Raw genomic sequence first — 13,509 nt, forward strand, 5'->3', positions numbered from 1 at the left:
CTGTGTAGTTCTCAAGCAACGACCAGCCACCCATCACCCCACCAGACAAGCTGGCGAGTTCACTGGGGCCGGCATCACGAAGATAAAGCCTTACGGCCGTACCCTCAGATACCCAACAACGTGCCAAGCACGATCCCCCGTCAGTGAGTCACTTTCCACGCCGAAGCAGTACTTGTGATCCATCCAGGAAACCGTGCCAACTAATCAACGTTCCACCCTGAGCTGACCGTGCAGAACGTTTGTCTGCAATCGGTACTGTGCTCCTTAGAAAGGAGGTGATCCAGCCGCACCTTCCGGTACGGCTACCTTGTTACGACTTCGTCCCAATCGCCAGTCCCACCTTCGACAGCTCCCTCCCTTACGGGTTGGGCCACCGGCTTCGGGTGTTACCGACTTTCGTGACGTGACGGGCGGTGTGTACAAGGCCCGGGAACGTATTCACCGCAGCAATGCTGATCTGCGATTACTAGCAACTCCGACTTCATGGGGTCGAGTTGCAGACCCCAATCCGAACTGAGACCGGCTTTTTGAGATTCGCTCCACCTCACGGTATCGCAGCTCATTGTACCGGCCATTGTAGCACGTGTGCAGCCCAAGACATAAGGGGCATGATGACTTGACGTCGTCCCCACCTTCCTCCGAGTTGACCCCGGCGGTCTCCTGTGAGTCCCCATCACCCCGAAGGGCATGCTGGCAACACAGGACAAGGGTTGCGCTCGTTGCGGGACTTAACCCAACATCTCACGACACGAGCTGACGACAGCCATGCACCACCTGTATACCGACCACAAGGGGGGCACTATCTCTAATGCTTTCCGGTATATGTCAAGCCTTGGTAAGGTTCTTCGCGTTGCGTCGAATTAAGCCACATGCTCCGCTGCTTGTGCGGGCCCCCGTCAATTCCTTTGAGTTTTAGCCTTGCGGCCGTACTCCCCAGGCGGGGAACTTAATGCGTTAGCTGCGGCACCGACGACGTGGAATGTCGCCAACACCTAGTTCCCAACGTTTACGGCGTGGACTACCAGGGTATCTAATCCTGTTCGCTCCCCACGCTTTCGCTCCTCAGCGTCAGTAATGGCCCAGAGATCCGCCTTCGCCACCGGTGTTCCTCCTGATATCTGCGCATTTCACCGCTACACCAGGAATTCCGATCTCCCCTACCACACTCTAGCTAGCCCGTATCGAATGCAGACCCGAGGTTAAGCCTCGGGCTTTCACATCCGACGTGACAAGCCGCCTACGAGCTCTTTACGCCCAATAATTCCGGACAACGCTTGCGCCCTACGTATTACCGCGGCTGCTGGCACGTAGTTAGCCGGCGCTTCTTCTGCAGGTACCGTCACTTTCGCTTCTTCCCTGCTGAAAGAGGTTTACAACCCGAAGGCCGTCATCCCTCACGCGGCGTCGCTGCATCAGGCTTTCGCCCATTGTGCAATATTCCCCACTGCTGCCTCCCGTAGGAGTCTGGGCCGTGTCTCAGTCCCAGTGTGGCCGGTCGCCCTCTCAGGCCGGCTACCCGTCGTCGCCTTGGTGGGCCATTACCCCACCAACAAGCTGATAGGCCGCGGGCTCATCCTTCACCGCCGGAGCTTTTAACCCCCGCCCATGCAGGCAGGAGTGTTATCCGGTATTAGACCCCGTTTCCAGGGCTTGTCCCAGAGTGAAGGGCAGATTGCCCACGTGTTACTCACCCGTTCGCCACTAATCCACCCCGAAGGGCTTCATCGTTCGACTTGCATGTGTTAAGCACGCCGCCAGCGTTCGTCCTGAGCCAGGATCAAACTCTCCATGAATGTTTACCGGTTATCCGGTGCACACGCACTTAGAGCGGGACAGTCATGTCGGAATAAGACCGACCGTCCACTGCGTCCTCGCTGTGTAATTGCCTGCAAGTGTCAGGGCCGAAGCCGCGACCTCACAGGTCTTTTTCAAAGGAACCTCATCCACCGAAATGGACGGGGTATCAACTTTTTGGCGTTGATTTTTGGCACGCTGTTGAGTTCTCAAGGAACGGACGCTTCCTTTGTTCCTGTTTCCAGGCCCTCCGGGCGCTTCCTTCGTTTCCAACTCTACCAGATCATTTCCGCGCCCTGCTTCTCGAAAGTCGCAGTCGGTTTGGATTTGAATTCGGTGACCGTTGGGGGTCTGTGCCTTTCGGCGCTCCACCACATTAGCGCTTATCCCGTGTGGCTCATAATCGGCCGTTCGGAATCGAATTCGGACATGCCGAATAGGACCCCGCCAGGGGTAAGTCGTAGGTAGTGGGTTGGCCGCTCTGGGGGTCTGCTGATAGCAGTGCCCCGTTCAAGCGGCTCGGGCTACGTTAGGCGTCCGCCGGGGCCGAGTCAAGTTGAGCGGCGGCGTGGCGCGTGGGCTCGGTACGGGCTCACCGTCGGGTCGTGGGTGAGCCAGTAGCGGTACGGGTGGGCCGCGCCGGCGCCGCCCACCCCGGTGCGGGGGCCATGGCTCCGCAGATCCGGCGAGGTGGGGGTGCCCGCCAGTAGGGACAAGGGGGAATCCGGGCCCCCGCAGAGGTCCGTGCCGTCGAGGGAACGGTCCACAGCCAGGGCGGTGGCCAGGCGGGCCGGGCCTTTGGCCAGTTCTCGGTCGGTTCTGGCTGAAACTCGGCGTTTGCGGGCAAGATCCGCACCCACGGTGATCTCCCCGGCCCGGAGCAAGACGCCGCTCGCGTGGCCCGGCGGGCCGCAGACCAAGTTGAGGCTGAACCACATGCCGTAGATGAAGTAGACGTACGCGTGTCCGGGTGGACCGAACATCGACGCGTTGCGCGCCGTCCGGCCGCGGTAGGCGTGGGAGCCCGGGTCGGCTTCCCCCTCGTACGCCTCCACCTCCGTGATGCGCATTTCCATGGGGCCGTCCGGGGTGCGGCGGACCAGGGTGCGGCCGAGGAGGTCCGGGGCCACGGTGAGGACCGGGCGGTCGAAGAAGGACCGGGGCAGGGGCGTACGGTCGGGGCGCGCGCTCATCCAGTCGAGCGTAGTGGACTGCGCACTCCTGCAACCGGGGCCTAAGGTTCCGCGTTTGTAGAGGTATGCAGAGGTAGTGCCCGCGTGGTCGCGCGGGTCTTGTCGAGCAGAACATTTTCGAGCACGTCGTATAAGGGGAGTCAGAGCATGGGGTTCAGGAAGCTGTTCGCGAGCCTGGGTGCCGGTGGTGCTTCGGTCGACACCGTCATCACCGAGCCGAACGTCGTGCCGGGCGGGATCGTCCAGGGCGAGGTCCGGATCCAGGGCGGGTCCGTGGAGCAGCAGATCGAGGGGCTGTCCGTCGGGCTCCAGGCGCGGGTGGAGGTCGAGGGCAACGACCAGGAGTACAAGCAGGACGTGGTCTTCAGCAAGCAGCGTCTCGGCGGTGCCTTCCAGGTCCAGGCGGGCGCTCTGCACGTGGTTCCGTTCGGGCTGGAGATCCCCTGGGAGACGCCGATCACCCACTTCGGCGGGCGTCAGCTGCACGGGATGAACATCGGGGTCAGCACCGAGCTGGAGATCGCGCGCGCGGTGGACGCCGGCGACCTCGACGCGATCAACGTGCACCCGGTGCCGGCGCAGCAGGCGATCCTCGACGCCTTCACCCAGCTGGGCTTCTCCTTCCGCAGTGCGGACATGGAGCGCGGGCACATCCGGGGGACGCGGCAGACGCTGCCGTTCTACCAGGAGATCGAGTTCCTGCCGCCGTCGCAGTACCGGGGGCTGAACCAGGTCGAGCTGACCTTCGTCTCCGACGGGCGCGAGATGGACGTCGTCCTGGAGATGGACAAGAAGCCGGGTCTGTTCAGCGAGGGCAGCGACACCTTCCGGTGCTTCCAGGTGGGGCTGCAGTCCTACCAGGACACCGACTGGGCTGCCTACCTGAACCAGTGGATCTCGTCGGTGGGTTCGCAGCGCAACTGGCTCTGAGCGGATCTAGGCTCGGTGCCGGTACAGGTACAGGTACCGGTGCCGGCACCGGTACCTGTCAGCGTCGACTCAACCCAGCAGGAGGTTCCGCAGTGGCCGAGCAGAGCAGGGCGCCGCTCCCCCACGATTTCCATCCCCCGGTGCACGAATTCACCGTGAGCAGTGCGGACCTGGAGCCCGGGGCCGATCTGGGGCCCGACCAGGTGCTGTCCGGTGGGAACGTGTCGCCGCACCTGCGGTGGGAGGGGTTCCCGGAGGGGACGAAGAGCTTCGCCGTGACCTGCTTCGACCCGGACGCGCCGACGGGGAGCGGGTTCTGGCACTGGGTGCTCTTCGATCTGCCGGTCTCGGTCACCGAGCTGCCGGCGGGGGCGGGCTCGGCCACGTTCGAGGGGCTGCCCGCCGGAGCCGTGCACGTGCGCAACGACTACGGCACCCAGGACTTCGGCGGGGCGGCTCCCCCGGCCGGGGAGCGGCACCGTTACGTGTTCACCGTGTACGCGGTGGACAAGGAGAAGCTCGGTCCCGGCGCGGACGTTTCCCCGGCCGTCGTCGGGTTCAATCTGCGGTTCCACACGCTGGGGCGTGCGCAGCTCGTCGGTGAGTACGAGGCTCCCGCGGGCTGAGCGTTCCGCTCTTCGTTCTCCGAGCGTTTGCCCGGTCCTGGTCTAAAGAAGGCCAGGACCGGGCATTTTTATTGCGTTGTCCCGCGTGGCGCGCGCGACCAGAGTGGGTCGCGGGCCTCGCCGCCAGGGTGGTCGCGGGCCTGCACACGGGAGGTGGGCGAGATGCGGGACACGCTGGTGCTGAACGCGAGCTTCGAGCCGCTGTCGACGGTGACGATGAACCGGGCTGTGGTCCTGGTGCTCCAGGACAAGGCCGTGGTCGAACAGGCGCATCCCGAGTTCCGTGTGCGCGCGGCGACGATGGAGCTTCCGCTGCCGCGGGTGATCAGACTCTGCAGGTACGTGCGGGTGCCCTTCCGGAGACATGCTCCCTGGTCACGGAGGGGGGTGTTGATCCGGGACCAACACCGGTGCGCGTACTGCGGGAAGCGCGCGACGACCGTGGACCACGTGCTTCCGCGGGCGCAGGGGGGTGGGGACACCTGGCTGAACACGGTGGCCTCCTGCTCCGAGGACAACCACCGCAAGGCGGCGCGGACACCGGAGGAGGCGGGGATGCCGCTCCTGCGCAAGCCCTTCGTTCCCTCACCGGCGGACGCCATGCTGCTCGCGCTGGGGGTGGGCGGGCGGGAGGCGCTGCCGGAGTGGCTGGAGCGTTCCGCCTAGGTCGCGGACTCACCGCGAGGCCAGCACGTAGGGCAAGCTCGTCCTGTCGGGTAGCCGGATGCGCTGGGCGACGTAGTTCTTCTACGTCGCTCAGCGGATCAGCAGCTGGACGATCGCGATGATCCCGACGGTCACGATGACGGCGCGCAGCACGGTGGGTGGCAGGCGGCGGCCGACCTTGGCGCCGATCTGGCCGCCGATGGTGGAGCCGACGGCGATGAGCAGGACGGCCGTCCAGTCGAACTCGGCGACGAAGAGGAAGAAGGCGGCCGCGATGCCGTTGACTATCGCCGCGACCACGTTCTTCACCGCGTTGATCCGCTGGAGGTCCTCGCGGAGCAGCAGGCCCATGAGGCCGAGGTAGAGCACGCCCTGGGCGGCGCCGAAGTAGCCCCCGTACACGCTGGAGAGCAGCATGCCCGACAACAGGAGCGGGCCGCCGTCGGGGTGGCCGGTGTCTCCTCCCGCGGCCTCCTGGCGTCGGCGCAGGACCGCGGCGAGCCGGGGCTGGAAGACGACGAGGACGAGGGCCAGGCCGATCAGGACGGGCACGATCGTGTCGAAGGAGTCCGACGGCAGGGTGAGGAGCAGGACCGCGCCGGCGAGTCCGCCGACCAGGGAGACGGCGCCGAGCCGGATGATGCGGGCGCGCTGGCCCTGGAGCTCCTTGCGGTAGCCGATGGCTCCGCTGATGGAACCGGGCACGAGGCCGAGGGTGTTGGAGACGTTGGCCGTGACCGGCGGCAGCCCCGTGGCCAGCAGCACCGGGAAGGTGATCAGGGTGCCGGACCCGACGATGGTGTTGATGGTGCCGGCGCCGATCCCGGCGGCGAAGACCGCCAGGGATTCCCAGAGAGACATCGAGAAGGCAGACAAAGCCGTCCCCTTTGCGTGAGTGAGTCGCCTCCCCGCCATGAAGGTCGAGGGGCCTCACTGATCATGCAGCAGGGGACGGGCCGTTCAGCCCGTTTCTGTCCGTTCGGTTCGATCAGTTCGTTCAGTCGATGGGGGGCTGTTCGCGGCGTTCCGCGGCGTCCTTGTCGCGGGCGGCGGGGATGCCGCCGCCGCTGCCCACGTCCTTGCCGGCGTTCTGCGGGTTGAAGCCGGAGGCGGCGCCCATCGGGCCGAAGTTGCCCATCGCTCCGGAGAGGCCCTTGAGGGCGTCGCCGATCTCGCTCGGGACGATCCAGAGCTTGTTGGCGTCGCCTTCGGCGAGCTTCGGGAGCATCTGGAGGTACTGGTAGGCGAGGAGCTTCTGGTCGGCGTCGCCGGCGTGGATGGACTCGAAGACCGTACGGATGGCCTGCGCCTCGCCCTCGGCGCGCAGGGCCGCGGCCTTGGCGTCACCTTCGGCGCGCAGGATGGAGGACTGCTTCTCGCCTTCGGCGCGCAGGATCTCGGACTGGCGGACACCTTCGGCCTGGAGGATCGCGGCGCGCTTGTCGCGGTCGGCACGCATCTGCTTCTCCATCGAGTCCTGGATGGAGGTCGGCGGCTCGATGGCCTTGAGCTCGACGCGGTTGACGCGGATGCCCCACTTGCCGGTGGCCTCGTCGAGGACCCCGCGCAGGGCCGCGTTGATCTCCTCGCGGGAGGTCAGGGTCCGCTCCAGGTCCATGCCGCCGATGATGTTGCGGAGCGTGGTGACGGTGAGCTGCTCGATGGCCTGGATGTAGCTGGCCACCTCGTACGTCGCGGCGCGGGCGTCGGTCACCTGGTAGTAGATGACCGTGTCGATGTTGACGACGAGGTTGTCCTGGGTGATGACGGGCTGCGGCGGGAAGGGGACGACCTGCTCGCGGAGGTCGATCCGGTTGCGGATCGAGTCGATGAACGGGACGACGATGTTGAGGCCCGCGTTGAGGGTGCGGGTGTAGCGGCCGAATCGCTCGACGATGGCGGCGCTGGCCTGCGGGATCACCTGGATCGTCTTGACCAGTGCGATGAAGACCAGAACCACCAGAATGATCAGAACGATGATGATCGGTTGCATGCGGTTCCCCGTGCCCTTCCGGCTGTCTGTGCTGCCCCGTTCAGCGGAGTCTCGCAGACCCCGGGGCCGCGGGTCGGCTGCTTGCCCACATGTGGCTCGCACACAGGTGAGTTGTTTAACGGCTGGTCCGTCACATGACGACGGCGGTCGCCCCGTCGATCTCCACCACGTCGACGGACTGGCCCGGTTCGAAGGTGATGTCCGCGTCCAGGGAGCGCGCCGACCAGATCTCGCCGGCGAGCTTGATCCTGCCCCCGCCGCCCGCGTCCACGCGTTCCAGGACCACGGCGCTGCGGCCCCTCAACGCGTCGATTCCGCTGCGGTGTTGGGGTTTCTGGTTGCGGTGCCGGTTGGCGATCGGGCGGACGACGGCGATGAGCGCGACCGACACGATCACGAAGACCAGGACTTGGGCGACCACTCCCCCGCCGAGGGCCGCCGTCACGGCGGCCGCCACCGCTCCGGCGGCGAACATGCCGAACTCGGGCATCGCGGTCAGGACCAGGGGGATGCCCAGTCCGACCGCGCCGATGAGCCACCACACCCACGCGTCGATGTCCACGTGGTCATGGTAGGTCGGGTGGGCGCGGTCCGGACAGGGTGCGGGGGGCCCGGAGCGCGGCCTACCGCAGGGGCAGGCCCTGGGCGGTCCAGCGGTCGCTCTCGTTGCGCTCGACGACGAGCGGCAGGCCGAAGCAGAGGGAGAGGTTGCGGGAGGTCAGTTCGAGCTCGATGGGGCCGGCCGCGACCACCTTGCCCTGACGGATCATCAGGACGTGGGTGAAGCCGGGTGCGATCTCCTCGACGTGGTGCGTGACCATGATCATCGACGGGGCGAGCGGATCGCGGGCGAGGCGGCCGAGGCGGCGTACGAGGTCCTCGCGGCCGCCGAGGTCGAGACCCGCGGCGGGCTCGTCGAGCAGCAGCAGCTCGGGGTCGGTCATCAGCGCGCGGGCGATCAGGGTGCGCTTGCGCTCGCCCTCGGAGAGCGTGCCGAACTTCCGGTCGAGGTAGGGCGTCATGCCGAGGCGGTCGAGGAAGGCGCGGGCGCGCTGCTCGTCGATCTCCTCGTACTCCTCCTGCCAGGTGGCCGTCATCCCGTACGCGGCGGTGAGGACGGTCTCCAGGACGCTCTGGCGCCTGGGCAGCTTGTCGGCCATCGCGATGCCGGCCATGCCGATGCGGGGCCGCAGCTCGAAGACGTCCACCTTGCCGAGGGTGCTGCCGAGGATGGTGGCGGAGCCCTTGGTGGGGAAGAGGTAGCTGGAGGCGAGGTTCAGCAGCGTGGTCTTGCCGGCGCCGTTGGGGCCGAGGATCACCCAGCGCTCCCCCTCCTTGACCGACCAGGAGACCTGGTCCACCAGAGCCCGGCCCTCGCGGACCACGGATACGTCCACCAGCTCCAGAACATCGCTCATGAGCGTGTTGTCTCCCCTTGCAGTCTTGGTTCGTCTGTGCGCCGCCCCGTCCGTGGGCGCAGCCCCAGGGGAAAACCTACGCCACTCGGAGAGGGCTCCGGGCGCGGGCCCGGGTCCGGGGGGCCGTCCGTAAAGTAGGGGGATGCTTTTCGAACCGCGTTCCGGGCGGCTGGCCGCCTGGGGGAACGCTCTGCTGGCCGGTCTCGTCTCGCCCGACGAGGCCGTGTTGTCGATCGTGGGCGAGGACTCCGTGCACCGGGTGGAGGGACTGCCCGGGGAATCCGGCCCGGTGGGGCTCACCCTGGCGCTGGGCCGGCTGCGGGTGCTGGGGGTGACCGGGCTGCGGATCGCGCTCCCGGCGCCGGGGCATCCGCTGGGGCTGAGCGGGCCGGCGGAGTTCAACGCGAGGGCGCTGGACGCCGAGGAGGCGGTCGTCGCGGTGGGCGCGGCGGTCGGGCTGGTGCCGGAGGTGCACGAGGCCGGGCCCGCGGGTGATGTGCACGTGTCGGTGACCTGGCACTGCCTGCCGGTACGGGAGGCCCCGCCGGCGGACGTGCCGTCGCTGAGTGAGGCGGAGCGGGAACTGGCGGAGGCGCTGATCGAGGCCACGGTGGTGCTGACCCGGCTGGACGTGGCGGGATCCGGGCCGGTCGCGGAGGCGGCGCTGTCCGCGTACCGGGCGCGGACGGAGGCCGGGCGGGACGCGCTGGCGCCGGGGTATCCGGCGCGGGCGGTACGGGTCCTGTCGCTGGCGCAGCGGGTGGACCTGATGGTGTCGCTGGCGACCGAGCGGGGGCACGGGGCGGCGGTGGCCGCGTCGGAGATGGCCGCGCGGGCGGAGGCTTTGCGGCCGGTGGAGCGGGTCGCTCGGCGGGCGCTGGTCGCGGCGTACAACTCGGCCGTTGAGGAGCGGTACCGCTAGCCGCGGGGTGCGGGGACCCGTGCGGCGCCGCCCCGCGAGCGTCCCCGGCTGCGCCGGGCTTTCCGGGGCGCCGCCCCGGACCCCTCAAACGCCGGCGAGGCTGGATTTGGACGGCTGCGCCACCGGGCCGACGCTGCGCGGGCAAGCGTGCCCGGCTCATCGAGGGTGCGGGACCGACAGCCCCTGCGGGGCGGAGCCCGCGGAGGAGTGCCCGTGCCGCGCCGGAGAACGGCTCGGCCCCGCTTCCCAGGGAGAGGGGGGAAGCGGGGCCGAAGTGCTTGGCCGCTGCGGCGGCCCGACTGCGCCGCCGGTCGGAGGCCGGCGCAGCGGGGCGAAGCCTGCGGAGCAGTGCGAGCGCCGCCTTGAGAAGGCTTGGGTGGGGCTAGTTGTTCACGCCCGTGTTGCCCCAGGCGCCGTTCAGCAGGCCGATCACGTTGACCGAGTTGCCCACCACGTTCGCGGGGATGTGGACGGGGAGCTGGAGCTGGTTCCCCGCGGCCACGCCGGGCGAGTTCAGGGCCTCGCCCTCCGCCGACGCACCACCGTGCGCCGACGAGACACCCGCGCCGGCGGCGAGGAGGCCGCCCGCGATCATGGTGACGGCAGTGGCCTTCTTGAAGTTCTTCACGTTCTCGTCCTCCAGTACGTCTGCCGCGGCCAGCCGCCGCGGCACGTCATGAAGAACGCTCATCCGACGAACGGGATGCGCCATGTGGGCTACATGCACCCGACCGTGTGAATCACTGCCCGTATCCGTCACTGCGCGATGCCGTGTCTGACCGCCCACAGCGCCGCCTGCGTGCGGTCGGCGACGTCCAGCTTCATCAGGATGTTCGAGACGTGCGTTTTGACCGTCTTTTCAGAGAGGACCAGCGCGCGGGCGATCTCCCGGTTCGAACGCCCGTCCGCTATGTGGTGCAGCACCTCGCGCTCGCGGTCCGTCAGGTTGCCGCCGCGGCCGGATGACGGGGCGGGGCCCTCCTCAGTGAGCAGGGCTCCGGCGACCTCGGGCTGGAGGAGGACGTGGCCCGCGTGCACCGAGCGGATGGCGGCGGCGAGGGCGTCGGGGTCGATGTCCTTGTACACGTAGCCGGCCGCGCCCGCGCGCAGGGCGGGGACCACCGTGCGCTGCTCGGTGAAGCTCGTGACGATCAGCACGCGCGCGGGGTTCGCGAGCGTGCGCAGCCTGCGCAGTGCCTCGATGCCGTCGGTGCCCGGCATCTTGATGTCCATCAGGATGACGTCGGGGCGCAGTTCCTCGGCGCGGTCGATGCCCTCCTCGCCGTCGGAGGCCTCGCCGACCACCTCGATGTCGTCCTGGACCTCCAGGAAGGTGCGCAGACCCCGCCGGACCACCTGGTGGTCGTCCACGAGCAAGACCCTGACGCGGCCGCTACGGCCCGGCGTGTCAGCCACCGGGTACCTCCAGTTCGATCGTGGTGCCCGTGCCGGTGCCGGGCTCGGAGCGCACGGTCAGCCGGCCGCCGACGCCGGCGGCGCGGTCCCGCATGGAGACCAGGCCGAGGTGCCGGCCGGCCCGGCGGACGGTGGGAGGGGAGAAGCCGGTTCCGTCGTCGGTCACCCGGAGAAGGGCTCCCCCGGTCTCCCGGCGGGTCAGGGTGACCTCGATCCGGTCGCCCGCCGAGTGGCGCAGGGCGTTGTGCAGGGCCTCCTGGGCCACGCGCAGGACCGCCTCCTCCTGGGCCGCGGGCAGGGCCCGTACGCCGTCGCAGGTGAAGGTGACGTGCGCGGCGTGGGCCCGGTCCAGGACACGGACCTGGTTGCGCAGGGTGGCGACCAGGCCGTCCTCGTCCAGGGCGGCGGGGCGGAGTTCGGTGACGGCCGCGCGCAGTTCGTCGGCGGCCTCGGCCGCGAGGACGGCGACCTGCTGGAGCTCATCCTTGGCGCGGGCCGGGTCCCGGTCGACCAGGGCGGCGGCGGCCTGCGCGGTCAGGCGGAGCGAGAAGAGCTTCTGGCTGACCGCGTCGTGCAGCTCGTGGGCCAGGCGGGAGCGCTCCTCGGCGATGGTCAGCTCGCGGCTGCGCTCGTAGAGGCGGGCGTTGGTGAGGGCGATCGCCGCGTGCTGGGCGAGGAGGGAGAGGAGCTCCTCGTCCTCGTCGGTGAAGCCCTGCTTGTCACCCGGGACGCTCCGCTTGTTCGCGAGGAAGAGGGCGCCGAGGGTCTCCTCTCCGTCCCGGATGGGCAGCCCGAGGAAGTCGGACATGTCGGGGTGGGCGGCGGGCCAGCCCTCGAAGCGGGGGTCCTCGCGTACGTCGGCCAGCCGCTCGGGGCCGTCCTGGTGGAGCATCGCGGCGAGGATGCCGTGCTGGCGGGGCAGCGGGCCGATCGCCCGCCACTGCTCCTCGCTGATGCCGTCCACGACGAACCGGGCGAAGCCGCCGTGATCGTCCGGGACGCCCAGGGCCGCGTACTCGGCGTCGAGCAGCTCGCGGGCCGAGACGACGATCGTGCGCAGCACGTCGCGGACCTCCAGCCGGCGGCTCATGGCGAGCAGGGCGGTGCTCACAGCGGCCAGGCCGCCGCCGCGGGGGCTTCGGGGTCCGGTGGGCATGGCCTCACGGTACTCGCGGCGGCGGGGCAGGCGGATCGGGCCGGGGGCGTAGGCCTCGCGCAGGTGCGGCGTAGGTCTCGGGCCGGGGGCTGGAGGGTGCTCGGGGGGTACGGAAGAAAGGACTGTATATAAGGGACATTCCGCCGGGTCTTGCGGCCCGGGCTCCCGCCGCGCAGGGGAGGGCGTACCGCGCGGGTACCGCTCGGCCGTAGCGAAGCTGTGCCTTTGGCATGACTACGGGGACGTTCTCCTGCTACTCAAGGATGAGAACGGTCACTGAGTGGATTGCTGCCGCAACGGTTGGTGAGATTGATACCTGGCCGATGTGAGCCCGCACATAGGACGCACATCACTTACGAAGCTCCCTAGTGGACGGATAAGGGCGCTGTTAACGCTGGCTCGCGGGCGCTGAGCCCCGAATTTCGGGCTCGGCCCCGGCCCCTGATCCACTAAGCGGGATCGTACGTCACACCTTTGCCACAGGATTTTGCCACCGCTAAGAATTGCTCTCGCCGCACAGCGCCGCGGATCCCGGATCCGGCAGGCGCTTTCCTGCGGCCCCCGCTATTCGAAGAGGTTGCTACGCATGTCCGAGACCAACACTCCCGGCCACAGTCGTCGTCTGACGAAGGCCTACAAGCTTTCCGTCGCCGGTGTAGCCACCCTGGGCGCTGCCGCCCTCGCCTTCTCCCTCGTCCCGGCCGGTGCCGGCGAGACGCAGACGGCCGTCGCCACGGCGCCCGTCGCCTGGTCGAAGGTCGTCGACGGCGCGCAGACGCAGGCCGTGCAGCAGCACCTCACCGTTCAGCAGGTCGTCGCGGACCAGCAGGCCAAGGTCGCGAAGGACGCCAAGGTCGCGAAGGACGCCAAGGACGCGGCCGCCAAGGCCAAGGCCGCGGCGGACGCGAAGAAGGACCGCGAGCAGAAGGCGGCCGCCAGCCGTTCCGCGAACCGCGTGCCGGTCTTCGCGAACAACCTGGACGGCTGGATCAAGGAAGCCCTCTTCATCATGAAGAGGGAGGGCATTCCGGGCACGTACGCCGGGATCCACAAGAACATCATGCGCGAGTCCAGCGGCAACCCGATGGCGATCAACAACTGGGACATCAACGCCCAGAACGGCATCCCCAGCAAGGGCCTGCTCCAGGTCATCGCCCCGACCTTCAAGGCGTACCACGTCAAGGGCACCAAGTTCGACCAGTACGACCCGGTCGCCAACATCGTCGCGGCCTGCAACTACGCGGCCGACCGGTACGGCTCCATGGACAACGTCAACAGCGCCTACTAGGCCTCTGGCGTCCTCCCAGTCCCCCCATGCGCCTCAGGGCGGCCCCGGTGTTCCGGAGCCGCCCTGAGGCGTTCGTGCGTGGTCCGCGGGCGTACGCGGCCCTGGTG

Annotated in this window: 13 protein-coding genes and 1 rRNA gene; 5 read left to right on the forward strand and 9 right to left on the reverse strand. The window is 68.4% G+C overall.

Annotated elements, in window-relative coordinates; genetic code table 11:
• Nucleotides 1–268 precede the first annotated feature (268 nt).
• Both AC3IYI_RS08630 and AC3IYI_RS08635 read right to left on the reverse strand, forming a co-directional pair.
• Nucleotides 269–1,793, reverse strand: a 16S ribosomal RNA gene (locus AC3IYI_RS08630).
• A gap of 552 nt (nt 1,794–2,345) precedes the next feature.
• A complete protein-coding gene (locus AC3IYI_RS08635; protein WP_489409615.1) occupies nt 2,346–2,987 on the reverse strand; it encodes a DNA-3-methyladenine glycosylase in 642 nt (213 codons plus the stop codon).
• A 147-nt stretch (nt 2,988–3,134) separates the two neighbouring features.
• On the opposite strand from AC3IYI_RS08635, the gene AC3IYI_RS08640 reads away from it, so the two are divergent.
• The 3 genes from AC3IYI_RS08640 to AC3IYI_RS08650 all read left to right on the forward strand — a co-directional run bounded on the left by AC3IYI_RS08640 (nt 3,135) and on the right by AC3IYI_RS08650 (nt 5,209).
• Complete coding sequence (locus AC3IYI_RS08640) at nt 3,135–3,917, forward strand: sporulation protein (protein ID WP_243338578.1); 783 nt, start codon at nt 3,135–3,137, stop codon at nt 3,915–3,917.
• Between the two features lie 92 nt (nt 3,918–4,009).
• Nucleotides 4,010–4,543 carry a YbhB/YbcL family Raf kinase inhibitor-like protein gene (locus tag AC3IYI_RS08645; protein WP_489409616.1) on the forward strand — a complete coding sequence of 178 codons (534 nt, stop codon included), beginning with the start codon at nt 4,010–4,012 and terminating at the stop codon, nt 4,541–4,543.
• Between the two features lie 162 nt (nt 4,544–4,705).
• Nucleotides 4,706–5,209 carry an HNH endonuclease gene (locus AC3IYI_RS08650; protein WP_254387938.1) on the forward strand — a complete coding sequence of 168 codons (504 nt, stop codon included), beginning with the start codon at nt 4,706–4,708 and terminating at the stop codon, nt 5,207–5,209.
• Between the two features lie 90 nt (nt 5,210–5,299).
• On the opposite strand, the gene AC3IYI_RS08655 is transcribed toward AC3IYI_RS08650, so the two are convergent.
• From AC3IYI_RS08655 to AC3IYI_RS08670, 4 genes are all read right to left on the reverse strand, one after another.
• The gene (locus tag AC3IYI_RS08655) at nt 5,300–6,070 is read right to left on the reverse strand and encodes a sulfite exporter TauE/SafE family protein (RefSeq protein ID WP_489409617.1); all 771 of its coding nucleotides are present in this window, start codon (nt 6,068–6,070) and stop codon (nt 5,300–5,302) included.
• Nucleotides 6,071–6,206: 136 nt separating this feature from the next.
• Nucleotides 6,207–7,202 (reverse strand): SPFH domain-containing protein, encoded by a 996-nt coding sequence (locus AC3IYI_RS08660; RefSeq protein ID WP_489409618.1) that lies wholly within the window; start codon nt 7,200–7,202, stop codon nt 6,207–6,209.
• Between the two features lie 130 nt (nt 7,203–7,332).
• Complete coding sequence (locus AC3IYI_RS08665) at nt 7,333–7,764, reverse strand: NfeD family protein (protein WP_489409619.1); 432 nt, start codon at nt 7,762–7,764, stop codon at nt 7,333–7,335.
• A 61-nt stretch (nt 7,765–7,825) separates the two neighbouring features.
• Complete coding sequence (locus AC3IYI_RS08670; protein ID WP_489409620.1) at nt 7,826–8,620, reverse strand: ABC transporter ATP-binding protein; 795 nt, start codon at nt 8,618–8,620, stop codon at nt 7,826–7,828.
• A gap of 142 nt (nt 8,621–8,762) precedes the next feature.
• Between AC3IYI_RS08670 and AC3IYI_RS08675 the strand changes: the two genes are divergently transcribed.
• Complete coding sequence (locus tag AC3IYI_RS08675) at nt 8,763–9,542, forward strand: hypothetical protein (RefSeq protein WP_489409621.1); 780 nt, start codon at nt 8,763–8,765, stop codon at nt 9,540–9,542.
• A gap of 382 nt (nt 9,543–9,924) precedes the next feature.
• Here AC3IYI_RS08675 and AC3IYI_RS08680 read toward each other — a convergent pair whose 3' ends face one another.
• The 3 genes from AC3IYI_RS08680 to AC3IYI_RS08690 all read right to left on the reverse strand — a co-directional run bounded on the left by AC3IYI_RS08680 (nt 9,925) and on the right by AC3IYI_RS08690 (nt 12,114).
• Nucleotides 9,925–10,170 (reverse strand): chaplin, encoded by a 246-nt coding sequence (locus AC3IYI_RS08680; RefSeq protein ID WP_243338617.1) that lies wholly within the window; start codon nt 10,168–10,170, stop codon nt 9,925–9,927.
• Between the two features lie 128 nt (nt 10,171–10,298).
• A complete protein-coding gene (locus AC3IYI_RS08685; protein WP_489409622.1) occupies nt 10,299–10,958 on the reverse strand; it encodes a response regulator in 660 nt (219 codons plus the stop codon).
• Nucleotides 10,951–12,114 (reverse strand): GAF domain-containing sensor histidine kinase, encoded by a 1,164-nt coding sequence (locus AC3IYI_RS08690; RefSeq protein WP_489409623.1) that lies wholly within the window; start codon nt 12,112–12,114, stop codon nt 10,951–10,953. The genes AC3IYI_RS08685 and AC3IYI_RS08690 overlap by 8 nt, the downstream gene beginning before the upstream one ends.
• A gap of 586 nt (nt 12,115–12,700) precedes the next feature.
• Here AC3IYI_RS08690 and AC3IYI_RS08695 point away from each other — a divergent pair.
• Nucleotides 12,701–13,402: a transglycosylase SLT domain-containing protein gene (locus AC3IYI_RS08695; RefSeq protein WP_489409624.1), complete on the forward strand. Its 702-nt coding sequence runs from the start codon at nt 12,701–12,703 to the stop codon at nt 13,400–13,402.
• The last annotated feature ends 107 nt before the right edge of the window (nt 13,403–13,509 follow it).

Source organism: Streptomyces sp. GL_148 (assembly GCF_057834205.1).

Coding starts and splice junctions, on each gene's coding strand:
- AC3IYI_RS08655 (WP_489409617.1), bottom strand. CDS start 6,070: ATGTCTCTCTGGGAATCCCTGGCGGTCTTCGCCGCCGGGATCGGCGCC.
- AC3IYI_RS08670 (WP_489409620.1), bottom strand. CDS start 8,620: ATGAGCGATGTTCTGGAGCTGGTGGACGTATCCGTGGTCCGCGAGGGC.
- AC3IYI_RS08640 (WP_243338578.1), top strand. CDS start 3,135: ATGGGGTTCAGGAAGCTGTTCGCGAGCCTGGGTGCCGGTGGTGCTTCG.
- AC3IYI_RS08690 (WP_489409623.1), bottom strand. CDS start 12,114: ATGCCCACCGGACCCCGAAGCCCCCGCGGCGGCGGCCTGGCCGCTGTG.
- AC3IYI_RS08635 (WP_489409615.1), bottom strand. CDS start 2,987: ATGAGCGCGCGCCCCGACCGTACGCCCCTGCCCCGGTCCTTCTTCGAC.
- AC3IYI_RS08660 (WP_489409618.1), bottom strand. CDS start 7,202: ATGCAACCGATCATCATCGTTCTGATCATTCTGGTGGTTCTGGTCTTC.
- AC3IYI_RS08650 (WP_254387938.1), top strand. CDS start 4,706: ATGCGGGACACGCTGGTGCTGAACGCGAGCTTCGAGCCGCTGTCGACG.
- AC3IYI_RS08675 (WP_489409621.1), top strand. CDS start 8,763: ATGCTTTTCGAACCGCGTTCCGGGCGGCTGGCCGCCTGGGGGAACGCT.
- AC3IYI_RS08695 (WP_489409624.1), top strand. CDS start 12,701: ATGTCCGAGACCAACACTCCCGGCCACAGTCGTCGTCTGACGAAGGCC.